General features: G+C 71.4%; 23 protein-coding genes. 13 read left to right on the top strand and 10 right to left on the bottom strand.

The window, feature by feature from the left end; genetic code table 11:
* Positions 1 to 27 precede the first annotated feature (27 nt).
* Complete coding sequence (locus tag U9J66_RS00770; RefSeq protein ID WP_161112227.1) at positions 28 to 924, bottom strand: alpha/beta fold hydrolase; 897 nt, start codon at positions 922 to 924, stop codon at positions 28 to 30.
* Positions 925 to 970: 46 nt separating this feature from the next.
* Positions 971 to 2,059 (bottom strand): tartrate dehydrogenase, encoded by a 1,089-nt coding sequence (locus tag U9J66_RS00765; RefSeq protein ID WP_017535286.1) that lies wholly within the window; start codon positions 2,057 to 2,059, stop codon positions 971 to 973.
* Positions 2,060 to 2,190: 131 nt separating this feature from the next.
* Here U9J66_RS00765 and U9J66_RS00760 point away from each other — a divergent pair, with 131 nt between their 5' ends.
* The 6 genes from U9J66_RS00760 to U9J66_RS00735 all read left to right on the top strand — a co-directional run bounded on the left by U9J66_RS00760 (position 2,191) and on the right by U9J66_RS00735 (position 7,581).
* Positions 2,191 to 3,114, top strand: coding sequence for a LysR family transcriptional regulator (locus U9J66_RS00760; RefSeq protein ID WP_014911919.1), 924 nt, complete (start codon positions 2,191 to 2,193; stop codon positions 3,112 to 3,114).
* A 139-nt stretch (positions 3,115 to 3,253) separates the two neighbouring features.
* Positions 3,254 to 4,093: an urea carboxylase-associated family protein gene (locus U9J66_RS00755; RefSeq protein ID WP_326336656.1), complete on the top strand. Its 840-nt coding sequence runs from the start codon at positions 3,254 to 3,256 to the stop codon at positions 4,091 to 4,093.
* Between the two features lie 192 nt (positions 4,094 to 4,285).
* Positions 4,286 to 4,780 (top strand): DUF3995 domain-containing protein, encoded by a 495-nt coding sequence (locus U9J66_RS00750; RefSeq protein WP_234305945.1) that lies wholly within the window; start codon positions 4,286 to 4,288, stop codon positions 4,778 to 4,780.
* Between the two features lie 364 nt (positions 4,781 to 5,144).
* Positions 5,145 to 5,969, top strand: coding sequence for an ABC transporter substrate-binding protein (locus U9J66_RS00745; protein ID WP_161112231.1), 825 nt, complete (start codon positions 5,145 to 5,147; stop codon positions 5,967 to 5,969).
* Positions 5,966 to 6,820 (top strand): ABC transporter permease, encoded by an 855-nt coding sequence (locus tag U9J66_RS00740; protein ID WP_326336655.1) that lies wholly within the window; start codon positions 5,966 to 5,968, stop codon positions 6,818 to 6,820. The genes U9J66_RS00745 and U9J66_RS00740 overlap by 4 nt, the downstream gene beginning before the upstream one ends.
* Positions 6,796 to 7,581, top strand: a complete 786-nt coding sequence (locus U9J66_RS00735; RefSeq protein ID WP_326336654.1) for an ABC transporter ATP-binding protein — start codon at positions 6,796 to 6,798, stop codon at positions 7,579 to 7,581. Before U9J66_RS00740 ends, U9J66_RS00735 begins: the two co-directional genes overlap by 25 nt.
* Positions 7,582 to 7,653: 72 nt before the next feature.
* On the opposite strand, the gene U9J66_RS00730 is transcribed toward U9J66_RS00735, so the two are convergent.
* Positions 7,654 to 8,841: an MFS transporter gene (locus tag U9J66_RS00730; RefSeq protein WP_326336653.1), complete on the bottom strand. Its 1,188-nt coding sequence runs from the start codon at positions 8,839 to 8,841 to the stop codon at positions 7,654 to 7,656.
* Positions 8,842 to 8,916: 75 nt separating this feature from the next.
* Between U9J66_RS00730 and U9J66_RS00725 the strand changes: the two genes are divergently transcribed.
* Positions 8,917 to 9,888, top strand: a complete 972-nt coding sequence (locus U9J66_RS00725) for a LysR family transcriptional regulator (protein WP_161112234.1) — start codon at positions 8,917 to 8,919, stop codon at positions 9,886 to 9,888.
* Here the strand turns inward: U9J66_RS00725 and U9J66_RS00720 are convergent.
* Together U9J66_RS00720 and U9J66_RS00715 are read right to left on the bottom strand one after the other, a co-directional pair.
* On the bottom strand, positions 9,843 to 10,475 hold the full coding sequence (locus U9J66_RS00720; protein WP_326336651.1) for a GNAT family N-acetyltransferase: 633 nt from the start codon (positions 10,473 to 10,475) through the stop codon (positions 9,843 to 9,845). The two genes, U9J66_RS00725 and U9J66_RS00720, sit on opposite strands and share 46 nt — an antisense overlap.
* 115 nt (positions 10,476 to 10,590) lie before the next feature.
* Positions 10,591 to 11,565: a TIGR03557 family F420-dependent LLM class oxidoreductase gene (locus tag U9J66_RS00715; protein WP_014908765.1), complete on the bottom strand. Its 975-nt coding sequence runs from the start codon at positions 11,563 to 11,565 to the stop codon at positions 10,591 to 10,593.
* Positions 11,566 to 12,455: 890 nt separating this feature from the next.
* Between U9J66_RS00715 and U9J66_RS00710 the strand changes: the two genes are divergently transcribed.
* Genes U9J66_RS00710 through U9J66_RS00685 form a run of 6 tightly spaced genes read left to right on the top strand, consistent with a single transcriptional unit; the run spans position 12,456 to position 20,407 of the window.
* Entirely contained in the window at positions 12,456 to 13,217 is a 762-nt protein-coding gene (locus tag U9J66_RS00710) for a phytanoyl-CoA dioxygenase family protein (RefSeq protein WP_326336650.1), read from the top strand.
* Complete coding sequence (locus U9J66_RS00705) at positions 13,214 to 13,801, top strand: DUF6309 family protein (protein WP_161112238.1); 588 nt, start codon at positions 13,214 to 13,216, stop codon at positions 13,799 to 13,801. The genes U9J66_RS00710 and U9J66_RS00705 overlap by 4 nt, the downstream gene beginning before the upstream one ends.
* Complete coding sequence (locus U9J66_RS00700; RefSeq protein ID WP_326336649.1) at positions 13,798 to 17,988, top strand: AMP-binding protein; 4,191 nt, start codon at positions 13,798 to 13,800, stop codon at positions 17,986 to 17,988. The genes U9J66_RS00705 and U9J66_RS00700 overlap by 4 nt, the downstream gene beginning before the upstream one ends.
* Complete coding sequence (locus U9J66_RS00695) at positions 17,985 to 18,869, top strand: TauD/TfdA family dioxygenase (RefSeq protein WP_161112239.1); 885 nt, start codon at positions 17,985 to 17,987, stop codon at positions 18,867 to 18,869. The genes U9J66_RS00700 and U9J66_RS00695 overlap by 4 nt, the downstream gene beginning before the upstream one ends.
* On the top strand, positions 18,866 to 19,630 hold the full coding sequence (locus U9J66_RS00690; protein WP_326336648.1) for an SDR family oxidoreductase: 765 nt from the start codon (positions 18,866 to 18,868) through the stop codon (positions 19,628 to 19,630). Before U9J66_RS00695 ends, U9J66_RS00690 begins: the two co-directional genes overlap by 4 nt.
* A gap of 3 nt (positions 19,631 to 19,633) precedes the next feature.
* Positions 19,634 to 20,407 (top strand): methyltransferase, encoded by a 774-nt coding sequence (locus tag U9J66_RS00685; RefSeq protein ID WP_017535273.1) that lies wholly within the window; start codon positions 19,634 to 19,636, stop codon positions 20,405 to 20,407.
* Between the two features lie 42 nt (positions 20,408 to 20,449).
* On the opposite strand, the gene U9J66_RS00680 is transcribed toward U9J66_RS00685, so the two are convergent.
* The 5 genes from U9J66_RS00680 to U9J66_RS00660 form a co-directional block, all read right to left on the bottom strand.
* Positions 20,450 to 20,908, bottom strand: coding sequence for a ChaB family protein (locus U9J66_RS00680; protein WP_326336647.1), 459 nt, complete (start codon positions 20,906 to 20,908; stop codon positions 20,450 to 20,452).
* Between the two features lie 82 nt (positions 20,909 to 20,990).
* Positions 20,991 to 21,422, bottom strand: a complete 432-nt coding sequence (locus U9J66_RS00675) for a VOC family protein (protein ID WP_326336646.1) — start codon at positions 21,420 to 21,422, stop codon at positions 20,991 to 20,993.
* 144 nt (positions 21,423 to 21,566) lie between these two features.
* On the bottom strand, positions 21,567 to 22,955 hold the full coding sequence (locus U9J66_RS00670) for a tripartite tricarboxylate transporter permease (protein WP_014911330.1): 1,389 nt from the start codon (positions 22,953 to 22,955) through the stop codon (positions 21,567 to 21,569).
* Complete coding sequence (locus tag U9J66_RS00665) at positions 22,952 to 23,404, bottom strand: hypothetical protein (protein WP_014909972.1); 453 nt, start codon at positions 23,402 to 23,404, stop codon at positions 22,952 to 22,954. Before U9J66_RS00665 ends, U9J66_RS00670 begins: the two co-directional genes overlap by 4 nt.
* The gene (locus tag U9J66_RS00660; protein WP_017535270.1) at positions 23,401 to 24,672 is read right to left on the bottom strand and encodes a hydroxymethylglutaryl-CoA reductase, degradative; all 1,272 of its coding nucleotides are present in this window, start codon (positions 24,670 to 24,672) and stop codon (positions 23,401 to 23,403) included. The genes U9J66_RS00665 and U9J66_RS00660 overlap by 4 nt, the downstream gene beginning before the upstream one ends.
* Between the last annotated feature and the right edge of the window lie 28 nt (positions 24,673 to 24,700).

Raw genomic sequence — 24,700 nt, 5'->3', positions numbered from 1 at the left:
GACGCGTTCGGGGGCGACGGGGTCGGCTCACGCCTGGAGGAAGGCGCGCAGCCGGGAGACCAGCTCGGCCGGGCGCTCCTCCTGGAGCAGGTGGCCGCAGTCCATCGCGGAGCCGGTCACCGGTCCGGAGCAGACCTCCCGCCAGGTGGCGGCGACGTCGTACAGGCGACCGACCGTGCCCCGCGCGCCCCACAGGGCGAGCAGCGGACGGGTCACCAGGTGTCCGCGTCCGGTGTCGTGACGGTCGTGCTCCAGGTCGATCCCGGCGGCCGCGCGGTAGTCCTCGCAGATCGCGCGCACCGTCTCCGGGTCCCGGTAGCAGCGCAGGTACTCCTGGACCAGATCCTCGTTCGGCACGCCCTCGCTGCGGCTCTGTCCGCGCAGATGCGCGCGCAGGTACGTCTCGGTCGCCCCCGCGATCATCGTCTCCGGCAGCGGGGACGGCTGGATCAGGAAGAACCACCAGAAGTACCGGGTGGCGAACTCGCGGTCGGTCCGGTCGTACATGGTCGCCGTGGGGGCGATGTCCATGACCGCGAGCCGGTCCACCGCCTCGGGGTGGTCCAGGGCCATCCGGTGCGCGACCCGCCCGCCCCGATCGTGGCCGACCACGGCGAAACGCTCGTGACCGAGCAGACGCATCACCTCCACCTGGTCGGCGGCCATCGCCCGCTTGGAGTAGGAGGCGTGGTCGGGTTCGCTCTCCGGCGAGGTCGAGTCCCCATAACCCCGCAGGTCGGTGGCGACGACCGTGAAGTCGCGGGCCAACTCGGGGGCCACCTCGCGCCAGGTGGCGTGGGTCTGCGGATGACCGTGCAGGAGCAGCAGCGCGGGGCCTCGACCGCCGACCGCCGTACGGATCCGTTGCCCGTTCGCCAGGGTGAGGTCCGAGGCCTCGAAACCGGGGATCAGCGTGTGGACCATGACCGCTCCCCGCAGGCGCTCGGCCCGGCCTCGCCGTGGACGTGTGTCATGCCCGGGCCCCCTCGACCAGCTCGTCGGCGACGGCCTTGCCCAGGCCGACGGTCGTACCGTTCCCGCCCAGGTCCGGGGTGAACACCGAACGGTCGCCGGCGAGCACGCGCTCGATCGCGCCGAGGACGGCGGCGCCCGCCTTCTCCTGCCCCAGGTGTTCGAGCATCATGGAGGCGCTCCAGATCTGTCCGACCGGGTTGGCGATGCCCCGACCCGCGATGTCGGGGGCCGAACCGTGGACCGGCTCGAACAGGCTCGGGTAGCGGCCCTCGGGGTTGATGTTGGCGCTGGGGGCGATGCCGATCGTCCCCGTGCAGGCCGGGCCCAGGTCGGAGAGGATGTCGCCGAACAGGTTGCTGGCCACGACCACGTCGAACCGGTCCGGGTGCTGCACGAAGTGCGCGGTCAGGATGTCGATGTGGTACTGGTCCACGGTGATGTCGGGGAACTCGGCGCTCATCGCCGCCACGCGCTCGTCCCAGTAGGGCATGGTCTCGGAGATGCCGTTGCTCTTGGTGGCCGAGGTCAGGTGCCGGCGGTCACGGGTACGGGCCAGTTCGAAGGCGTAGCGCAGGATCCGGTCCACGCCGGTGCGGGTCATGACGGTCTCCTGGATCACCGTCTCCCGGTCGGTGCCCTCGAAGATCCTGCCGCCGATGGAGCTGTACTCGCCCTCGGTGTTCTCGCGGACCACGTAGAAGTCGACGTCGCCGGGGCCGCGACCGGCGAGCGGGCTGGTCACCCCTGGCATGAGCCGGACGGGTCGGACGTTCGCGTACTGGTCGAACCCGCGACGGAACTTCAGCAGGCTGCCCCAGAGGGAGACGTGGTCGGGGACGACCTCGGGCCAGCCTACGGCGCCCAGGAACAGGGCGTCGTAGCCGGACAGTTCCTCGAACCAGTCGTCGGGGAGCATCTTCCCGTGTTCGAGCCAGTAGTCGGCCGAGGCGAAGTCGTACTCGACCAGGTCGAGCCCGAACCCGAAGACCTCGGCGGCGGCGCGCAGGACCCGCACCCCCTCGGGGACGACCTCCTTACCGATTCCGTCCCCGGGGATCACGGCGATCCGGTAGCTCTCCGACATGCGCAAGGCCCTTCGTGTTCGTGGCGGTGGTTCACCGCACTCTCATGCCGGACCAAACTAGGAGGAAAGCCGACACGGAGGAACAGCCCTCCGGTCAACGCTCTCTTTCCTCCAACGCAAGAAGCGAGACGATGTCCACCCTTTCCGACCTGGACGACCTGGAGTTCTTCGCTACTCTGGCGCGCTCGCCCAACATGACGGCGGCCGCGCGGACGTGGAGCGTGTCCCTGTCCGCCGTGAGCAAGCGTCTGACCCGCTTGGAGTCCCGGCTGGGCACCCAGTTGATCCAGCGGAGCACCCGCCGGCTCACCCTGACCGAGAGCGGCGCGCTGTACGCCTCGGGCGCGCGCGATCTGGTGCAGAACCGCGCCGACCTGGAGGAACGGGTGAGCCGCGCCTCGGGAGAGCTGCGCGGTCGCCTGTCGGTGCACTCGACCCTGGGCCTGGGCCGCCGCCACATCGCACCGTTGTTGGAGGAGTTCACGACCGCGCATCCGGCCGTCGAGATGGACCTGACCCTGTCCGAGCACGCCTTCAGCATCGCCGGATCCGGCTACGATCTGGCGATCCGGGTGGGCTCGCCGCCCGACGCCCGATTGCGGATCCGCCGGCTGCACGCCAACCGTCGGATCCTGTGCGCGGCCCCCTCGTACCTGGCCGAGCACGGCGCGCCCCGATCGCTGTCGGAGCTGGCCGACCACGACTGTCTGGTGATCAAGGAGAACGACGCCGACTTCGGGGTGTGGCGGTTCGGTACCGGCCCGGACGACGAGAGCGCGATCCGCGTGTCCGGCGACATGGCCTGCAACGACGGCGAGGTGATCCTGGACTGGTGTCTGGCCGGCCGGGGCATCATGTTCCGTTCGGCCTGGCAGGCGCGACCGCTGGTGGAGCGGGGACTGCTGGTGTGCCTGTTGCCGGAGGTGCCCACACCGCCGGCGGACATCTTCGGGATCACCGACGCCACCGCCCATCTGCCGGGGCGCACGACGGCGCTGCTCGACCACCTGGCCTCAGGGCTGGAACGCCGTCTGGCGGACCCCGCCACCGGCTGAGGTCGGCCCCCGCTCGGGCACCCCGTCGTCCACAGGGGACGAGGGGCGGGGGTCCGCCTCGCGAAGGAGGGGTAGGGATCCCACCGGACACGGTCGAGGGACGCCCCTCTCGACCCCGACCGAGCAGACGAGGAGACCCATGGGTTCACCCGAGGCCGCCTACCGGGTCGGAGAGGGCGGCGTCCTCGACGTCGACACCGCCTTCTACGACCGTCTCGCCGCCCGTTCCGACGATCAGGAGGTGGTCGAACACCTCGTCCTGCCGATCCGCTCCGGCCTGGCCTGGGAGGTACCCGCCGGGCACCTGTTCCGGATCATCGCCCCCGAAGGCCCCCAGGTCGGCGACCTCAACCTCTGGAACCGGCACGATCCCCGGGAACGACTGTGGGCCTCCCGCACCCGACAGTTGCAGAGCGCCCACGTGTCCCGCCACGATCGACTGTGGTCGACGCTGCCCCGGCTGCGGCCGTTGGCCACGATCACCGCCGACTCCCTGGAGGACTACGGGACCGACGCCGACGGCGGGCGCGTCCACGATCTGCTGGGCACACGGTGCGACCCCTACGTGAACCGGATCCTCACCGGTGAGGACTTCGACCTGCACTGCCACTCGAACCTGACCCGGGCGGTGCTGCCGTACGGACTGACCGAGTTCGACGTGCACGACGTGCTCAACGTCTTCCAGTGCACCGGCCTCAACGACGAGGACCGGTACTTCATGAAGGCCTCTCCCGCGCGGCCCGGCGACTTCCTGGAGTTCTTCGCCGAACAGGACCTGCTGTGCGCCCTGTCGACCTGCCCCGGCGGCGACCTCTCGGTCCCGCTGTGGGGGCCGGACGCCCGCGACCCGATCGACGTGTGCCGCCCCCTCGCGGTGGAGATCCGGCGGCCCTCACCCGACCTGCTCCAAGGGTGGAACCCACCGGAGCCGGCCGCCTATAAGGGGGCGCACGGTCTGCGCGGGCCCGTCCAGGGGTGAGGCCCGGTATCGGCGGAGCCGCTCCGTGTCGAGCGAAGCCGTCGTCGTCCGTGGTGGTCACCGGCCCTACCGGAGCGGCGCGATCTCGTCCCGGAAGGGATCGCTCCGTCTCCGGCTCCCTGTGCCCGCCCGCGAGGTGCGGTGGTGGGCCCGACCTCCCCCGGGCCGCGCGGCGATGGGATGCTCTCGTCCATGAGCGAGGATCGACGGGGCGGGGCGAGACCGGGGCCGTGGGGGCTCATCGCGTGCGCCTGGGCGCTCGTCTTCGCGGCGGCGCACTTCTACTGGGCGCTCGGCGGCGACCTGGGACTGGCCGTCTCCGCGGGCCCCCTGGCCGAGGAACGCCCCGGGTGGTTCGTACTGGTGGGCCTGTGGGGCGTGGGTGCGCTGTGCCTGGTGGGCGCCGCGCTCGGATGGCTTCTGGGCGAATCGAGACCGGCCGGTGCGGCAGGGCGAGTGGTCACGGCGCTGGGGTGGTGCGCCTGCGCGGTCCTCCTGGCGCGCGGGCTCGCGGTCGAGGCGTTGCTGCTGTTCGACACGGCGGGCCGGTGGGTGGAGGTGAGCGCAGAGCAGCGGCTGTGGACGCTGCTGCTCTGGAACCCCTGGTTCGTGGTCGGCGGCCTGGCCTTCGGTCTTGCGGCGCGCGGGCCCGGACGGACACGGAACCCGCGCGCCCCGACCGGCTGACGCTCCGGGCCATGGGTCCAGTGTCGCGTGGAGGCGGGCGGGGTGCCATTGCCATTAAACCTACTTAATAAGTAGGATATGTGGGAATTGAACAGGCCCCGAAACCCCACCCACCGAGGAGCCCGTCATCCACCCCCGACGCCACCACCCCCTGATCCCCGGCCTGTCCCTGGCCCTGACCTGCCTGCTCGCCACCACCGCCTGCTCCGGGGACGAGGGCGGCGAGCACCTGCCCCTGAACGCCCCGCTGCCCGAACGGATCCCCGAGGGGACCACGCTCGTCGTCGGAGACCCCCGGACCCAGCGCGCCCTGGAACTGTCCGGCGAGATCGACGACCTGCCCTTCGAGGTCGAGTGGGCGAACATGTTCGGTGGACCGCAGACCTCCGAGGCCTTCCGCGCCGAGGCCCTCGACGTGGGCGCCGTCGCCGACATCCCGCCCCTGCACGCCCGGTGGACCGGACTGGACGTGCGCGTGGTCGCCGCCTCCGAGCGCGAGGCGCCACTGGAACACCCCCTCTACGAGATCGGGATCGCGCCCGGCGCCGACATCGACGACCTCTCCGACATCGAGGGCGCGCGCGTGGCCTACAGCCCCGGCCAGGCCCAGGGCGCGCTCGTCCTGCGCGTGCTGGAATCGGTCGGGCTGGAGCCGGAGGACGTGGAGCTGGTCGAGATGACCAGCGTCGACGACACCTACGTCAACGCCCTGGCCTCCGACCAGGTCGACGTCGCGCCCCTGGGCGACGTGCTCATCCGCCGCTACCTGGACCGGTACGCCCGGGACGGGGCCACCGTGCTCCCCCACGGGCTGCGCGACGACCCCTGGCACCTGTACGCGCCCGAAAGCGTCCTGGAGGACGCCGACAAGGCCGCCGCGATCCGGGAGCTGGTCCGGGCCTGGGGCCGGGCCCAGGTGTGGATCGGCGAACATCCCGAGGAGTGGGCCGAGGGCTTCTACGTCGACCACGAGGGGCTGAGCCCCGAGGACGCCGAACACCTCGTGGAGCGCGACGGGGTCAGCGTGATCCCCGAGGACTGGGACGAGACCATCGAACGCCACCAGGCCACCGCCGATCTGCTCTCCCGTATCCAGGAATGGCCTTCCGTGGACGTACGCGAGGAGGTCTACGACACGCGCTTCGAGACCGTCGCCTTCGAGGGACTGACCGAGGGGGACGCCCGATGAGCGGCCACGCCCCCTCCCCCGGGGCCGGCCCGGAGACCTCCACGACGGTCCCCCTGCCCGAACGCCGCGCGCGTCGTCGGGGTCCGGGCCCCGGACCCCGCGTACCGGGGCTGCTCGCCCTGGGCCCGCTGCTGCTCCTGACGGTCTGGTTCGTCGGGTCGGCCACCGGCCTCATCGAGGAGCGCACCCTGTCGGCGCCCTGGACGGTGGCGCGGACGGCCGCCGACCTCATCTCGGCGGGAACCTTGCAGGAACATCTGCTCGCCTCCGCCGGTCGGGCGCTGCTCGGGTTGGGCGTGGGCGTGACGATCGGCCTGGCCCTGGCCCTGGTGGCGGGGCTGAGCCGGATCGGCGAGGGCCTGGTCGACGGCCCCATGCAGATCAACCGGGCCGTTCCGAACCTGGCGCTGCTGCCGCTGCTGATCCTCTGGTTCGGCATCGGCGAGGAGATGAAGGTGATCACGATCGCCCTGGCGGTGGTCGTGCCGATCTACGTGCACACCCACAACGCGCTGAGCGCCATCGACCAGAGGTACGTGGAGCTGGCCGAGACCCTCGGCACGGGCCGCGCCACCTTCATCGGCCGGGTGGTCCTGCCCGGGGCACTGCCCGGTTTCCTGCTCGGGCTGCGCTTCGCCGTGACCGCCGCCTGGCTGTCCCTGGTCGTGGTGGAACAGGTCAACTCCACCAACGGCCTCGGCTACATGATGACCCTGGCCGGAAGCTACGGGCAGACCGACGTGATCGTCGTCGGTCTGGTCGTCTACGCCGTCCTCGGTCTACTGCTCGACGGACTCGTTCGACTCGTACAGAGGAGGGCGCTGACATGGCGTCGCACACTGGAAGGCTGACCCTGACTCCCCCGACCGAGGGGGCGCCCCTGACCACCGAGGCCCCCGCGGTCCGGGTACGCGGTCTGACCCGCGGCTTCGACGGACGCGCGGTCCTGCGCGGGGTGGACCTGGACATCGCTCGCGGCGAGTTCGTCGCCCTGCTGGGACGCAGCGGTTCGGGAAAGAGCACGCTGCTCAGGGCGGTGGCCGGGCTCGACCACGGGGTGGCCGGGGCCGGGGACGTCGACACCCCCGAGAGCGTCTCCATGGTCTTCCAGGACTCCCGGCTCCTGCCCTGGCAGCGGGTCCTGGCCAACGTCACCCTGGCGTTGCCGGGCCCCGGGGCCCGCGAGCGCGGTCGGGCGGCCCTGGCCGAGGTCGGGTTGGAGGGCAGGGAGCGGGCCTGGCCCCATGAGCTCTCCGGCGGGGAGCTCCAGCGCGCCGCGCTGGCCCGTTCCCTGGTGCGCGAGCCGCGCCTGTTGTTGGCCGACGAGCCGTTCGGCGCGTTGGACGCCCTCACCCGGACGCGGATGCAGGACCTCCTCCTGCGACTGACCGAGCGTCACCGCCCCGCGGTCCTCCTGGTCACGCACAGCGTGGACGAGGCCATCGTCCTGGCCGATCGGGTGGTGGTCCTGTCCGAGGGGGTGGTCGCGGCCGATCTACGGGTCGGCCTCGCCGCCCCGCGCGAGGTCGCCGACCCCGGTTTCGCGGCGTTGCGCGCCCGGCTGCTCTCCCTGCTCGGCGTGGACCGCGAGGAGCGGGCGACCGGTGAGTGAGGGTCGAGAGACGACGGAAGGGGTCCTCGCGGGCGCGACCCGCGAGGACCCGGCGGTCATCGTGCGCTCCGATCACCTCCGGGGGCCGAACACCCCCACGAGCAGGGAGACCAGGGCCAGGGCGGCCGCGCTCCACAGCAGGAGGACGAGCCCCGCCGCCTCCACCACGACCCCGCCGAGCAGGGCGCCCAGCGCGATCGAGGCGGTGAACACCCCGACGTAGAGTCCGGCGATCTGTTCGACCCGGTGGGGGACCGCGCGGGTCATCCAGAGCTGGCCCGCCACCGAGACACCTCCGTAGGCCGCGCCCCACAGGGCGATCCAGACCCAGGCGACCCAGGACGTCTGCCCCGAGAGCGCCGACAGGGCCACGGCCAGGGCGATCCCGCCGGCCAGGGTCAGGATCGTGAGGCGGGAGCGGCGGGCCGCCGTCGCCCCGGCGAGGAAGTTCCCGGCCAGCCCGAACAGGCCGTAGACCAGCAGGAGCGGGGCGATCGCCGTGGGGGCGAGTCCGGAGTGCTCCTCCAGGACGGGGCGCACGTAGGTGTAGGCGGCGAAGTGCGCGGTGACCAGGAGCGCCACCATCGCCAGGCCGATGGCCACGGCCGGGGTGAGCAGGGCCGGGGCCGGTCCGTCGTCGCCGGCCGAGGCCGCCGGTCGGGGCAGTCGTGGCAGCGCGACGGTCAGGGCCGCGGCCAGGACGAGCGCCGCGACCGCCAGGGCGGTGAAGGCCGCCCGCCATCCGAGGGAGTCGCCCACCATGGTGCCCAGGGGTACACCGGCCACGGAGGCGGCGGCGACCCCGCCGATGACGAAGGACACGGACAGGGCCACGTCGCGGGGCGCCACCAGTCGAGTGGTGACCGCCGCCGCCATCCCCCACACCGTCCCCATGGCCAGTCCCAGGATCACGCGGGAGAGGACCATGAAGGCGAAGCCGGAGGCGAGGGCGGTGAGCGCGTTGCCCAGCGCCAGGACCACCATGGCCACGGCCAGGACCGCGCGCCGGTCGAGTCCACCGAGCAGCCGGGGGACGAGCGGGGCGGTCACCGCCGCCACCAGACCGGTGACGGTGAGGCTGGATCCGGTGGCGCCCGTCGATATGCCGAGCCCCTCGGCCATGGGGGTGAGCACGCCGATCGGCAGCATCTCGGAGGTGACGACCAGGAAGGTGCTCAGGGACAGCACCGCGACGGCGGCCCACCGTCGGGGCGTGGTGCGGGAATCGTCGACGGCCGTCGTCGACACGGTTGAACTCATGGGTCCAGCCAAGCGGCCGTCACCGGGGCGAACAACAGCGATCCGCTCAGCGATCGTTGAGCTAGGCTCAACGATATGACGGGTGGGAGCGGAACGTTGAACCAGGTGCACGTCCAACAGATCGAGTGTCTGCTCGTGTTGTCCGAGGAGCTGCACTTCGGGCGGACCGCCGCGCGTCTGGGCTACTCCCCCAGCCGGGCCAGCCAACTCCTCTCGGCCCTGGAGCGACGGGTGGGCGTGCGCCTGGTGGAGCGCACCAGCCGTCGGGTGTCGCTCACCCGGTTCGGCGCCCAGTTCGTCGAGGAGGTGCGGCCCGCCTACGAGAACCTGAGCACCACCTTCCTGCGCGCCCGGGACCGGGCCATGCGCGGCGCCCTGCGCGAGCTGCGGCTGGGGTTCCACGGCAGCGTGTACGAGCAGGTGACCGAGGCCTTCCGCCTCCTGCGCGCCGAACACGAGGTGACGGTGACGCTCAGCGAGATCCCGTTGGGCTCCCCGTTCTCCGCGGTCCTGGAGGGGCGGCTGGACGCCGCGTTGGTGGAGCTGCCCGTCCACGATCCCGCCCTCACCGTGGGTTTCCGTTTCCCGCCCCAGGAGCAGCTCCTGGCAGTGGGCACGGCCCACCCCCTGGCCTCACGCGAGGGTGTGCGGGTGGAGGAACTGGCCGAGTTCGACCTGCTGCGGCCGGTCGGGGACGCCCCCGACTACTGGATGGCGGCCCGGGTCCCGCCGACCACGCCGTCGGGCCGGCCGATCCGCTCGGGTACGGGCATCAACACCATCCAGGAGGGGCTGGCGCTGGTCGCCGCGGGGACGCACGCCATGCTGGTCTGCCGTCCGATGGCCCAGAGCATCTCCAGGACCGACGTGCGCTGCCTGCCGATCTCGGAATGGGAGGAGCCCTCCCAGCTGGGGCTGGTCCGGCGGACCGCCGACACCGGTCCGCAGCTCACCGCGCTGGCCGGTCTGCTCGCCGAGGTCTACGGGGGCGACTCCCCCTGCTACGCGGGGCTCTCCCCCGCGCCGGGCTCACGCGACATCGCGTAGAGCGTGGGGCCGCCGGGGACGGTGATCGCCGCCGTGGTCCGGAAACCGAACCTCTCGTAGAAGGGGAGGTTCTCGGCCTTGCTCGATTCCAGGTAGGTGGGGAGCCCGGAGCGGTCGGCCCGTTCCAGACCCGAGAGCAACAACGCCTTGCCCGCCCCGGAGCCGCGCACGTCGGGGTCGGTGCCCAGTTCCGCCAGGTACCAGTGCGGCCCGCGGGGGAAGTGCTCTTCGAGCCGCTTCAGCCCCTTGAGCACGGTGGGCAGCCGTCGCATCCCGAAGATCCCGGGCAGGTGCGGGGCCACGCGCAGCGCGACCCACGTGTCCCGGGCGTCGGGGTCGCCCCACAGGGCGGCGCCGACCACGCGTCCGTCAAGGTCGGCCACCTCGACCCTTCCATGCGGCAGGTATTCGAACCCGGCCTCCAGGGCGTAGAGGCGTCGGGAGCGCGCGGGGCGCAGGGCGGGGTCGGGGAACATCCACTCGTTGAAGGGATCCCCCTCGAAGGCCCGGCTCAGGACGTGACCGATCGCCGCCACGTCCGTCGTCCGGGCGTCGCGTACCGAGGCCTTCACGCGCGGCTTCACCATGGTCTCCACAGACTCCCCTTCTCATACCGTCCGGACGGTACAGTAACGGGAACCGGGGCGTTCCGCCTATGACCTCCGCCACCCGGCGAGATCCCGGGGTGTCCTTGAAGACACGTCAACCCAGCGGCATCTGCACCATGTCGCGGATCGGGCCGGACAGCTCCTCCTCGAAGAAGGTGAAGAAGCCCTCCGGGTCCGGACCGGCGTTGATCAGGACCAGATGGTCGTAGCCGGCCTTGACGAACTCGCGGACCACCGTCAGGTGCCGTTCGGGGTCGGGGCCGTACCCGAAGACGTCCCCCATCGCGTCCCTGCTGATCAGGGAGGTCGCCGCCTCGAAGTTGACGGGGTTGGGCAGCTCGGACTGGACCTTCCATCCGGTGAGACCGAACCGGAAGATCTCGCGCGCCGACTCCAGCGCCGAACCGTCGTCCGCGGCCCAGGCCAGGGGCACCTCGCCGTAGGCGGGCCCCGTTCCGCCCATTTCCCGATAGTCGGTGACCAGTGTCCGATCCGGCTCGGTACCGAAGAGTCCGTCACCGAGTTCGGCGGCGAGCTCCGCCGCACGTCTTCCTCCGGCCGCCACGGCGATGGGCGGCGGCTCCTCCGGCAGATCGAACACCCGGGCGTCCTCCAGGACCAGGTGCTCGCCCCGGTAGGAGTGGTAGCCACCGGACCACAGCATGCGGATGATGGTGACCGCCTCCCTCAACATCTCGTGGCGGATGGTCGCGCTGGGCCAGCCGCGCCCCACCACGTGTTCGTTGAGCCTCTCGCCCGAGCCCACGCCCAGGGTGAAACGGCCTTCGGAGAGCAGGGCCGTGGTGGCGGCCGCCTGGGCGACGATCGCCGGGTGGACCCGCAGGATCGGACAGGTGACCCCGGTCGCCAGGCCGATGTTCTCGGTCCGTTCGGCGATCGCGGCCAGCATCGACCACACGAACCCGGAGTGCCCATGACTGAACAGCCAGGGGTGGAAGTGGTCGCTGATCTCCACGAAGTCGAATCCGGCCCGCTCGGCCCGTACCGCCTGTTCCACGATCTCGCGCGGCCCGAACCCCTCGGCGAACAGTTTGTAGCCGACCTTCATTCGAATCCCTCCCCTTCGTCCCTACCGCCGCCATGACCGTGACGCGGGCGACGGAAACATGACCTGGCCCAGAAATGGGCTCCGTTTCACTCGGAACGGAGGCCGGACCGCTCCGCCTCGAACGCCGGGCCACATCTGTGCGCCTCGGGGAGTACGGAATCGGAAAGGATCGTCCATAGGACGGAAAGGGCGTGCGCACGGACACGATACGAGATCGAATCCATTCGTTCGGGGATGGGTCTTGAAGTGAAGTCCCCCACGGACGACTTCACCGAGCAGACCCTACCAAGGACCCGTTTTCGAACGAAAGGGCATCGCTCGGATTCGATAAAAGACATCCCGCCACTCGTGCAACAGCATCACCATAACTCACCGTAGCAACATCTTTACAAACCCCCATGAACTACCCGATAGGGGACACATAACCCCTCCCGCGAAAAGATAGGGAAAACAGTCGGCGTCCGCCATTGACATACCGAACACCACGTGCCACCAGCAGCCATACGATCTTCGTTCGCACCCGCACCCCACCATCACCGCAGGTGACGAAGGCCGACGCCGTCCCACACCCCACCGAACCGAGAACACACGGGGGAAGGTCGGACGATTCCTCGCCGATTCCCTTGACATCACCCTCCACAACTGGAAACTGATAAAGCCGAGTCCTCGAACATCTCCTCGGCCTTCCGGACGACACCCGGAACAGACCAACGAAAGGCACGGAGAGGGTCATTTCAACGCGCCCACCGAGCGGCGTTCCCCACCGATCCTCTCCGGCCCGAACCGTACCCGTCGGACGGCCCGCCGCCCGCACCCGAATGAGGGGCGATAACTTGACGGACACGTTTCCCCAGGAAATAGAGACGACAGCCGCACAACGGAAACGTTTCATGGAATCCGGCTATCTGATCCTCCCCGGCTTCCTGCCCGAAGACCTCGTCGACGGCCTGGCCCCCGAGGTGGACCGCTGGGTGGACGAGGGTTGGCGCGAACGTTCGATCGCCGCCTGTCTCTCCCCCGGCTCCCAGGCCCCGCCCCCGCCGCTCATGGAGCTGGAACTGCCCTCGCACGGTCGACTCCTCGCGCATGAGCCCCTGATGAGGATCCTCGACGAGCTGATGGCCACCCCGTTCGTCTTCCATCATCTGCACAGCGACCGCCACGGGGACGTGACCGGGAGCAAACCCTGGCACCACGACCACGAGCCCAACGACCGGGACGACCCGGACCTGCTGATGGTCCACGCCCTGCACTACCTCGGCGGACTCGACGGCTCCGTCGGCCACCTCGTGCTCCTGCCCGGCTCCCACCTGGAACACGCCGACAAGAGGGCCCGGGCCCACCTCGACACCGCCGCGCTGCCCGGAGAGATCGTCGTCGACCGGCTCCCGCCCGGGTCGACCGTGCTGATGAACTCGGCCCTGTTCCACGCCCGCAGACCCTCGGACATCCCCGGTTCGGGAAAGCCGCGCTACTTCGTCGACGCCTCGTACTGTCAGGTGGGGGCGCTGTGGCGCCCCGTGAAGCCGTTCTGGCGGCACATGCTCGCCCGGGCCCGGGAACTGGACCTGGACGGCGGGCGCCGACCCGAGCTGTTCGCGGAACGGCACTTCGACGAATACACACCGGCGGAACGGAGTCCTTCCGTATGAGGATCATCGGCACTGTCGCCTTCTCCTACGTGAGAGCGGTCTATCGCGGCGACCACCCCCTCGACCGTGAACATCGGTCCAACACCAACGGCGACGGGGAACGGGCCCTGGAGATGGCCGACGAGATGCTCGGCACCTGGGTCCGGGTCCTGCTCACCCGCGAGGAGGTCCTCGGCATCACCCTGCCCTGGCACCTGAGCGAGGGCGGTGGGTTCGCCCTCGTGCCCAAGACCGGGACGACGGTGGGCGAGGCCGCGGAACTCGTCCGCTCCGACCCGGAGGCCATGGAGAGGGAGAACCCGGTCTGCGCGGAGAAGCTGGACCTGTTCCGACGCTCCCCGCACAGCCCGATCTACCTGAGCACGAGCCCGATCCCGCACCCCGACTACGCCGACCTGCGCGTGCGCAGCGGTCTCATCCACCTGGACGGGTTGCACCGGTCGGTGGCCTGGGCGCTGTCCGAACGTCTGGCGCCGGGAGAGAGGACCGAGGCGTTCGTCGCCGGTGTCCCGGAGTCCTCGTCCGAGCAGGGGCCGCCGCCCCCACGTCCCGACACCGACCGGACCGGAGGCCCACGCCCTTGACCCGTACGATGAGCCCGGCCCTCTCGCTCTCCGACGTGCTGACCCACCGGGCGCGCGCGTATCCGGAGCGGCCGGCGTTGTCCGACGGTGTCCGTGCCCTCGACTACCGCGCGCTCCACCTCACGGCCGATCGTGTGGCCGTCCGACTCCACGAACTCGGTGTCGTTCCCGGCGACCGGGTGGCGATCGCGGGCCCCCGCGACGCCCGGGTGTGCGCCCTGCTGTACGGGGTGCTGCGCTCCGGCGCGGCGGCGGTGGCCATCGACCCCACGTGGAGCGCGGCCGACGTGCGTCGCCGTCTGGACTCCGTCGACGCGCGGTGCGTCCTGGTCGCGGACGCCTCCCTCCCCGTCCCCGAGGGACGTCCGGTCGAGATCCTGGACGTGGACGCCCCGGACCCGGCCCCACGTCCCTTCGGGCCTCCGGTGCTCGCACCCGCCGCGCCCGCCTACCTCTCCTTCACCTCGGGATCGAGCGGAGAGCCCAAGGCCGTCACGGTCACCCACGCCAACGCCGTGCACTACGCGCTCTCCCTGCGCGCGCGGCTGGGTCTGGGCGAGGACGAGGCGCCGTGCTGCGCGCACGTCACCACCCTGGCGGCCGACCTCGGGCACACCGCCTGGCTGCTCGCCCTGGCCACCGGCGGATCGGTGCACGTCGTCCCCGACCACGAGACCCGGGAGCCGGCCGCCTTCTGGGCCTCCTTGGCCGGGGCCGGGGTGTCGGTGCTCAAGACGACGCCGTCGCATCTGACCGCCCTGGCCGAGGGACGGCCGGACGGAAGCCCGCCTCTGCGCACCCTGTTGTTGGGCGGTGAGGCGCTGCCCCGTTCCCTGGCCGCCGGGCTCCTGGACACCGGGGTGGCCCGCCAGGTGGTCAACCACTACGGCCCCACCGAGACCACCATCGGCGCCACCTGCTTCGTGGCCTCCTCCTCGTCCGAGCTTCCGGCGGACGAGCCCACGGTCCCCATCGGCACGGCGATCGGCGAGGTCGTCCTGGACCTGGTCGGTCCGGACGGGACACCCGTACCCGAAGAGGGCGAACTGCTGATCGGCGGCCGCGGGGTCACCGCGGGCTACTTCGGACGACCCGAGGAGACCGCGCGGCGTTTCGTCCCCCACCGGGACGGGATCGGCTACCTGACCGGCGACCTGTGCCGTCGTCGGCCGGAGGGGGACCTGGTCTTCGCCGGCCGTACGGACCGCCAGGTCAAGATCCGCGGCCATCGTGTGGACCCGGCCGACGTCGAGTGGGTGATGGGCGACCTCTCCGGGGTCGACCAGGCCGCGGTCGTCGTGCGTCGGACCCCTTCGGGGGCGCGTCTGGCGGCGGCGGTCCGCCCCGGGCCGGGCCTCGACCCCGAACGCCTCCTCGCCGAACTCCGCGTCCACCTGACGGATCGGCTGCCCGAGTACTCGATCCCCCGGCCGATCGTCGCGTTGACGGGGTTCCCGACGGGGCCCAACGGCAAGCTCGACCACGAACGTCTCGCCGTCCTGGTGGACGAGGCCGCGGCGAGGGAGCACGAGCCCGAGCCCTCCGTCCGGGCGACGGAACCATCCCCGTCCCCGGAACGGCTCCCCCTGGTGGAGGCCGTCACCGAACTCTGGGCGGGCGCGCTCGGGCTGTCCCACGTCGCGCCCGACTCCGACGTCCTGAGCCTGGGCGGGGACTCGATCCTGGCCATGCGCACCATCACCCTGCTGCGGCGTCACGGATACCGGGTCGCCTTCGAGGACTTCTACCGCTCCCCCTCGCCCCTGCTCCTGGCGTCGGTCGCACGACCCGTGACCGGGGAAGGAGTCTCCGCCGGAGCCGAACGGGACACCGCCGACGCGCTCGCCCTCGCTCCCGCCCAACGGTGGTTCTTCCGACAGGAGGCGCGGGAGCCGCGCCACTGGAACCAGGCGATCCTCCTGGAATGCGGGGTGCCGGTGGCCCCCTCGGCCCTGGTCCGGGCGGTGGGCACGGTCCTGACCCGCCACGTCGCCCTGCGCCGGCCGATCGGACCGGACGGTCCGGGTGCGCCCCGGGAGGTCGAGGACCTGGACACGGTGACCTTCTCCCGGCTCCCCCACGACCCCGAACACGCGGCGGAGAGGGTCGAGGCCACCTGCGCCGAGCTCCAGCACGCCCTGGACCCGGCGGCCGGCCTCTCGCTCCGTGTCCACCTCTTCTCCGGACGGGACGGAGTCCCGGACCGGCTCGCTCTGATCGCGCACCACCTGACGGTGGACGGCCTCTCCTGGCGGATCCTGCTCGACGACCTGGCCCACGCCTACCGCGCCGCGCTCTCCGGGGACACGGCCCTCCCACCGCCGACCGCCGACTTCCACCGATGGGCCGCGACGGCGCCGCCGGCCCCCGCCGACCCGCCGGTCCGCCCCGAGGCCCTGGCCGGGACCGAGCCGGCCGCCCTCACCTGGTCCCTCGACGCCGGGGCCACCGACCGGCTCCTCCACAGGCACGGGCGCTCCCAACGGCTGGAGGCCCTTCTGCTGTCGGCGTTCGCCCACGCCGTCTCCACGCGGGACGGGGGCGAGGCCCTCACCGTGGAGGTGGAGACCCACGGTCGGGACACCACGGACCGGGGCGACGCCTACATGGACACCGTCGGCTGGTTCACGGCGGTCAAACACGTGGCCGTGGACGGCGCCCGCCCGACCGCGGAGACGGTCGAGGAGACCGAACGCCGACTCCGCGAGGCCCCGGAACGGCCGATGGACGCGGCCGGTCCCCGCCCCGAGGTCGGCTTCAACCTCCTGGGCAGCTTCACCCTGCCCGACGAGCCGACCCTGCGCTGGTCGGTGGCTTCCGAGAGCCCGGGACCGGCGCGCTGCCCGAGCGCCGATCCGCTGCATCGGCTCCGTCTGACCGCCCGAGTCGTCGAGGGGAGGCTGGTGATCGACCTCGTGTACGCGTGGCCGTGGCTGTCGCACGACGCGGCCGAGGAGATCGTCGCCGCCCTCGGTCGCACCGTGGCGGCGGAGGCCGAGGCACCCGCCCCCGCACCGATACCGAACGCGGTGCCGCCCTCGGGCCACCTCCTGCACCCCGGGCTCCCCTCCCCCGCTCGGGCCCGGGTCCTGGAACCGCCGCCCCACGTCCTGCTCACCGGGGCCACCGGTTATCTGGGCCGGCACCTGGTGACCGCGCTCCTGGACCGGGGCTCCCGGGTCACCTGCCTGGTCCGGGGGCGGGACGACGCGGACGCGGCCCGACGACTCGCCGAACGGACCGGCGCCCCCGTCGGCTCGGAAGGGGCCCTGGACGTGATCGCCGGGGACATCGACCTCGAAGGGCTGGGGCTGGGCGGCGACGGGCTCGCCCTGGCCCGCCGGGCCGAGGTGATCGTGCACGCGGCCGCCGACGTACGTCTGGTCGCCCCGCCCGAGGAACTGGAACGCACCAACGACCTCGCGGTCCGACGCCTGGTGGCCTGGATCGAGAAGGAGGCGCCCGACGCGCGACTGCATCACCTGTCCACGCTCGCGGTCGCCGGCCGGATCGACGGACCTCCCCGCCGGTTCTCCGAGGCCGACCTGCGGATCGACCAGGACTTCCGCACCCCCTACGAGAGGACGAAGTTCGCGGCGGAGGAGACCGTCCGCGCCTGGGCCGCCGGCGGCCGCCCCTACCACGTGCACCGCAGCGGGCACATCGCCGCGCACAGCCGCACCGGCGCCTTCCAGGACAACGTGGCAGACAACCGGATCTACCAGCTCGTACGCGGATACGTCCTGGCCGGGGCCGCCCCGAGTCGCCCTTCGGAGGGCTTCGCCTTCTCCCACGTCGACACGGTCGCGGAGGGCATCGCGGCGATCGCGACCCGAGCGCACTCGGCTCCCGGGGTCCACCACGTGGAGTCCCCGCACACGGTGGCCCACGACGAACTGGTGTCCTGGCTCGTCGACCTGGGATATCCGATCACCCTGACCGACGACCACGGGTTCACCGAGGCCCTCTCCCGACTCGAACGGAGCGATCCGACCGCCGCGCGCCTGGCGATGGCGTGGTCGCAGCTGGAGGACCGCAACGTGGTGGTCGACGGCTCGCGGACGACGTCGACGCTGGAGCGCGCCGGGGTCCGCTTCGCCCCTCCGACCCGAACGTGGTGGTCGGCGGCCATGGCCTGGGCCGTGGACGTCGGCTTCCTCCCGAGACCAGGTGACCCGAGGCCATGACGAAGGGAACGGACCAGGAGATGACGGAGAACACCGTGACCGAGATCGGTTGGGGAAGCACGACGTTGGAGAGCCGGCGCGACCTGTGGTCGATGCCCCTCGACGACGAGGACCGGCGACTGCTCAGGCGGGACGCCGCGGCCCGGACCTGGAGCGAGGGGAAGGAGGCGCGCGAGCGGCTACGGTCCTTCGTCCAGGGGAGCGTCGCCTCGGTGGGTTTCGCGCACGTCCCCGACCTGCTCGACCCGAGTGAGGACGAGGTCGACATCGTGACGTCCCTGTCCTTCCTGCTGCGGGACTTCGGTGAGATCATCCCGCAGAACGCCCAGGGCGACCTGTTCCAGGTGCTGCGCGACCGCGACGGCGACGGCGCCACCGAGCTGGGCTTCCACTGCGACACCTGCGACGTGCTCGTCCTGCTCTGCCTCCAGCCGGCGGTCCTGGGTGGGGGGAACACCAAGCTCGCGAGCGCGCGCCACGTCCGGGAGATCATCGCCCGGGAGCGCCCGGACGTCCTGGAGACCCTGGAGGGCGACTGGACCTTCGACCGGACCGGTCGCGCCGGACAGCAGGTCATCGTCTCCCCCATCCTCTTCACCCAGGAGGACGGGACCACCGGCTGCTACTACCAGACCCGGACCGTGCGCACCTCGCCCGAGCGGGGCGGGCCGCCCTTGAGCGACCGACAGTGGGAGGCCCTCGACGTGCTCGACGAGGTCCTCTACCGACCGGAGATCGCCTTCGGGCTGCGGCTGGCCGCGGGCGACCTGCTGTTCATCCGCAACAGTCGTGTCCTGCACGGACGCTCGCCCTACGTGGACGAGCCCGGTCCTCGGGCGCGCCGCGTGCTCCGGGCCTGGATGAACGACGGTGACCGATGAGCGCCCCGGAGGAGGGGAGCGGCGTCGCCGTGGTCACCGGCGGCGGTGGCGGGCTGGGCCGGGCGGGAGCGCTCGCCCTGGTCGAGGCCGGCTGGTCGGTGGTGATCGCCGGGCGCCGCGAGGAGGCCTTGAAGGAGACGATCGCCCTGGCCGGGGACGAGGAGCGGCGGCTCCTGGCCGTCCCGACCGACATCCGCGATCCGGAGCGGGTCGCGGCGCTGTTCGCCGCCGCGCGTGAGCGGTTCGGCCGGGTGGACCTGCTCTTCAACAACGCGGGCGCGGCCGTGCCCCGCAGGCCGGTCGCCGAGATCGCCTTCGAGGACTGGACCACGATCATGGACACCACGGTCACCGGCACGTTCCTGTGCGCCCGTGAGGCCTTCCGGGTGATGCGGGAGCAGTCCCCGCAGGGCGGACGCATCATCAACAACGGCGCGCCCTCCGCCCATACGCCCCGACCCCATACCGCCGCCTACACCACCGCCAAGCACGCCGTCCTCGGTCTGACCAAGGCGCTGTCCCTGGACGGGCGGCCGTACGGCATCACCTGCGGACAGATCGACGTCGGCAACGTGGCCCCCTTGGACGGCGGCCCGCAGCCGCCCTCGATGCAGGCGGACGGGACGATGGCGGTGGAGACGACGATCCCGGTGGAACGGTTCGTCGAGACGCTGCTGTTGATGGCGTCGATGCCCCCGGACACCAACGTCCAGTACGTCACGGTGCTCCCCGCGACGATGCCGTTCGTCGGGAGGGGATGACCCGTGTTCGTCAGCGCGCGCTCCTTCGAGGAGTACCGGGCGATGTTCTCCCTCACCGATCGCGATCTGTCCCTGCGGATCCTGGACTGCCCGGGCGGCGCCGCGGGTTTCGTGTCCGAGGCCGGCGAGCGGGGTATCGACGCCGTCGCCGTGGACCCCGTCTACGGGTCCGACCGGGAACGTCTGGGAGAGCTGGCGCTCAAGGAGAACGAGCACAAACACCAGGAACTGCTCGAACGTCGGGAGGACTTCGTGTGGACGTGGTTCGACGGGCCCGAACAGTACACCCGCTCCCGTTCGCGGGCGGCGCGCGCCTTCGCGGCGGACATCGGGAAGCGCCCAGAACGCTACGTCGCGGGTTCGCTCCCCCGGCTGCCCTTCGCCGAGCGCTCCTTCGATCTCGTCCTCAGCTCGCACCTGCTGTTCTCCTACGGACGACAGTTGAGCGAGGACTTCCACCGCAGATCCCTGCTCGAACTGGTGCGGGTGTCCCGGTGGCAGGTGCGGCTCTATCCCTTGTTCCTGCACGCGGATTCCCGGCGCTATCCGGCGCTGGACCGGATGCGGGCGATGCTGGCGGGGTACGGCGTCACCTCGCGGGTGGAGCGGGTGGAGTACGCGTTCTTCCGGGGTGAGCCGGAGGCGTTGATCCTGGAGTGCGCCGAGCGTTCCGCCCTACCGAAGGACGAGCCCGAACCCGTCGCGGACACCGGATCGCACGACCCGGTGCGGTGGCGGCACCTGGAGTCCCCCGCCCGAAGCGGAGGACTCCCCTAGAACGGCTCCGGGCCCGCCCCCGGAAACGGGGCGGGCTCGGAGTCATCCACGACGGGTTCCCGAGGACGCCGTTCCGGCGGTTCGGCGGGAGCGGCGACCGGATCCGGAGGTCCGACGTTCGCTCTCCTTGCGCAGGGCGTCGACCAGCTCGTTCTTGCGCATCCGGGAACGGCCCTGGATGCCCAGTCGGCGGGCCTGGCGGTACAGGTGGTCCTTGGTGGCCTCGGCGTCGACCCCGCCGGCGGTGGGCAGGTCCGGGCCGGAGCGCCGTCCCGAACGCGGGTTGCGCGCCTGGGCGTCCGAGGGCCCCTTGCTCTGCTTGGCCTCCCAGTGGTCGCCGACCTTCTCGAAGGTGTGCTTGACCGCCGCGAAGGCCACCCGGTGGGCGCGTTCGCCCTCGCCGTACTCCTTCACCGCGTTGTCGTGCGCTTCGATCCAGGTCCGCTGCGCCTTCTTCGGTGACCGGCGCAGAGTGTCGGGAAGTTCGTCCTTACCCGGCATTCCTCTCATCCCCCGAATGGTCGGTTCCGGTGTGGGACGCCCTGCCCGCTCTCCGACCTCGGGAAACACCGGGGTGTCGGGGTCAGGTGGCGAAGATGTGGGACTCGTCGGCGAAGGCCTTGAACTCCAGGGCGTTGCCGGCGGGGTCGAGGAGGAACATCGTCCGCTGCTCTCCGGGCAGGCCTTCGAAGCGCACGTACGGTTCGATGACGAACTCGGTCCCGGCCGCGCGCAGCCGCTCGGCCAGCCGTTCGAAGGCCTCCGGGGCGAGGATGAGACCGAAGTGGGGCACGGGCACGTCGTGTCCGTCGACCGGGTTGTGGACGGCGGCCCGACGTTCGGGGGCCAGGTGGGTGACGAACTGGTGGCCTTCGAGGTTCCAGTCGATCCAGGTGTCGGAGCTACGGCCCTGTTCGAGGCCGAGCACGGTGCCGTAGAAGTGGCGGGCGGCCGTCAGATCGTCGACGGGGACGGCCAGGTGGAAGCGGGGGCGAGGGGTGTCCGGCCGGGTCATGGGGCGACCTTTCGGGAGGGGGTGTTCCATCGCGATGTCGACATTAGGACATCACGGCGTCCATGAGAAGACCCCCGAGACCCCGAGTACGACCGGAAGGGCCCGCCCCGGGGCGGGCCCTTCCGACGTGGCCGTGGGGCCGGGTCAGCCGACCAGGGCGAGCAGTTGCGGCACCGTCAACAGCGCCACGTAGAAGCCCATGAACTGCACACCGGTGTGCATGTTGAACATCCGGTTCAGCAGTCCGCCGACGAGGCCGACGCTGACCGCCACGCCGACGGCCAACAGGCCGCCCTCGTAGAGGCAGATCACCAGGATCAGGCCCGCGAACGATCCGATGATCGCCTCGTGGGAGATCCGGCGCATGACGAAACCGGCGGCCTTGTGGGCGTAGGTCATCGCGAACGGGTAGGCGATGACGGTCGCCAGCACCACGCCGAGCAGACCGTAGAAGAGGAACTCTCCCCCGGACAGCAGGTCGTGCAGGTTGTTGGTCGCGCCCGTCTCCGTGTCCACCGTGTACACCGGCGGGGCGTTGAACAGCGGCGCGGCCGGTCCGGCCGCCATCGGCGACAGCGGAAGCCCCAACGCGATCAGCGGGATGAGCGTCTCGGCGATGTAGGTGGACTCGGTGGTGCCGTTGCGCACCGACATCACGGTGGTGAGCCGGTGGTACCCGTTCTTGATCCGGGAGCCGGCCGCCTCGCCCATGAGCACGGTCATCGCGACCGGGGAGAACACGAAGGTCGCGCTGGAGACCGAGGCCGCGGCGGCCGTGTACCCCACCTGTCGCCGGTCGAGGATCTTGAACGGGTTGGGCACCCGCCCCTTCCACGTCCGGTTGTCCGGGGCCAGGTCGAACGATCGCGGCTTCGACCTGCGCAGGCCCTCCCGTCCGGCCGGGGACAGCGACAGGAACAGGTCCGCGATGAGCGGTCCGATGGCGATGCCCATGAAGAAGCTGATCGTCAGCGGCGTGCCGATGGTCTCGCCGATGAAGGTCTGCAACCCCACGACCAGCAGGACGAACGGGATCAGCGCGAAGACCGCCGCCAGCCGCCCCTTCGAGGTGTAGGCGATGATGAGCGCCGCCGCGAGGAAGATCCAGGGGGCCGCCGCTCCGATCGCCTCGGTGAAGGGGCTCAGCAGCCAGGCGAACAGGACCGACAGCGGGACCGAGATGAACGCGGCGAGCACACCGCCGGAGATGGCCTTGCGCAGCGCGATGTGGGGCACGCCCAACTCGCGCAGCATCTGCGCGTCCCGCAACATCGGCACGGCCAGGGTGTCACCGGGGATGCCCAACAGGGTCGTGGGGATCGCGTGGGTGATGTGCTTGGCGACAATGGCGCCGATGAAGAAGGTGAAGACGCCGGTGGGCGGCACGCCCAGCAGCACCACGAGCAGGGTCAGAGGGGCGACCGTGGCCGTCTCGTCGGTGTAGGAGGCCAGGCCGATGAAGGCGAAGACCACGACACCGATGATGCCCATGGCCACGGCCCAGGTCATGTCGGTGAGGAGTTCGGGGCTCATGATCGTTCCTCGGCTTCGGTGGAGCGCCGCCGGTGCTGCGCGAGCAGGTCGTCGTACAGCCCCAGGGTGCGGAGTTCCTCCTGGACCGCGGTGGGCAGTTCGGACGGGTCGCCCAGGGGGCCGATCTCGGCCTCGATGGCGTCCATGGCCTTCCTCCGACCCTCACCGTCGGCGGCGGTCTCGCGGACGATGCGCTTGGGTCGGAAGAACACGGCGTTGAGGAAGCCGGCGAGGAGACAGCCGCCCAGGCCCACCAGGAGGGCGTAGGTGGAGGCCACGTCCGGGTTGTCGCCGAAGTGGGCGAACAGCCGTTCCGAGACCAGGTAGAGCGGGACCGCGATCCCGGCTCCGAGCAGGATCGCCCACAGCGTGTGGCGGGAGTCGACGGTGTCGCCCCAGATCTCCAGGAGCCGGCCCGTCGCCTCCTTCTCTTCCTCCGGGGCGGTCATCGCCGGTCTCGCAGACGTGCCAGGACGGCCTCGGCGTGGTCGGCGCCGAAGGAACGATCGGCCACCAGGGCGGCCACCACCTGGGGGATCTCCTCGGGTTCGGCACCGGCGGCGACGGCGATGTTGCGGGCGTGCAGCGACATGTGGCCGCGCTGGATGCCCTCGGTGGCCAGGGCGCGCACCGCCGCGATGTTCTGGGCGAGGCCGACCGCCACCATGAGCTCGCCGAGTTCGCGGGCCGTGGTCACACCGGTCAGCGCCAGCGCGGCCCGGGCGACCGGGTGCGTGCGGGTGGCGCCGCCGACGAGGCCGACCGGGGTGGGCAGCTCCAGGGTGGCGACGACATCGCCTTCGGCGTCGAGCTCGAAGGTCGACAGGGAGGTGTAGCGACCGGAGGCGTCGACGGCGTGCGCGTGGGCGCCGGCCTCCATCGCGCGGGTGTCGTTGCCGGTGGCCAGGACCACGGCCGAGACGCCGTTCATGATGCCCTTGTTGTGGGTGGCGGCCCGGTAGGGGTCGGCGGCGGCCAGACGGTAGCCGTGGACGATGTCGCGGGCGACCTCGGGCCCGCCCAGCGCCTCGGCGTCCAGGACCGCGCGGGCCCGGCTGATCCGCCGGTCGGCGCGGTTGGTGAGGATGCGCAGCAGGGGGCGGCCCTGGGCCAGTTCGGCGATCCGGGGCGCGACGGCCTCGGCCATGGTGTTGACGGCGTTGGCGCCCATCGCGTCGCGCACGTCGACGGCCAGGTGGGCCACCACGTAGGTCTGGTCCCCGGTCGGCACGGTGCGCACGGTCAGGTCGACCACGCCTCCGCCCAGACGGACGAGGGTGGGGTCCTGGCGCTCGGCCAGTTCGATGATCTCCTCCCGCGCCTCCAGCACCCGCAGACGGGCCGCCTCCGGGTCGGTGACGTCGACGATCTGCACCTGCGCCTGCATCACCGGGGTGGTGCTCGTGGTGGTGAAACCGCCGCGGACGCGGGCGATGCGGGCCGCGTTGGAGGCGGCGGCCACGACCGAGGGCTCCTCGGTGGCCATCGGGACGAGGACGTCCCGCCCGTTGACGGTGAAGTTGGTGGCCACGCCCACCGGCACACCGATGACACCGACGGCGTTCTCGATCATCCGGTCGGCGATCTCGGAGTCCAGGCCGCCCGTCTCCAGAACGTCGAGCGCGTCCGGCTCCAGTCCGCACTCGCGCGCGGCCGTGCGTCGCCTCTCGACGACGTCGAGGTTACGGAACCCGGACAGCCTGCTGTTACCGGCCAAGCTGGGACACCCCCTGGGAGAAGGCACC

The sequence above is a fragment of the Nocardiopsis sp. LDBS1602 genome (assembly GCF_035818715.1).
In the GTDB taxonomy this organism is placed as follows: domain Bacteria; phylum Actinomycetota; class Actinomycetes; order Streptosporangiales; family Streptosporangiaceae; genus Nocardiopsis; species Nocardiopsis alba.
Note: the sequence above shows the minus strand (reverse complement) of the source record. Positions and strands in the feature narration are given on the sequence as shown.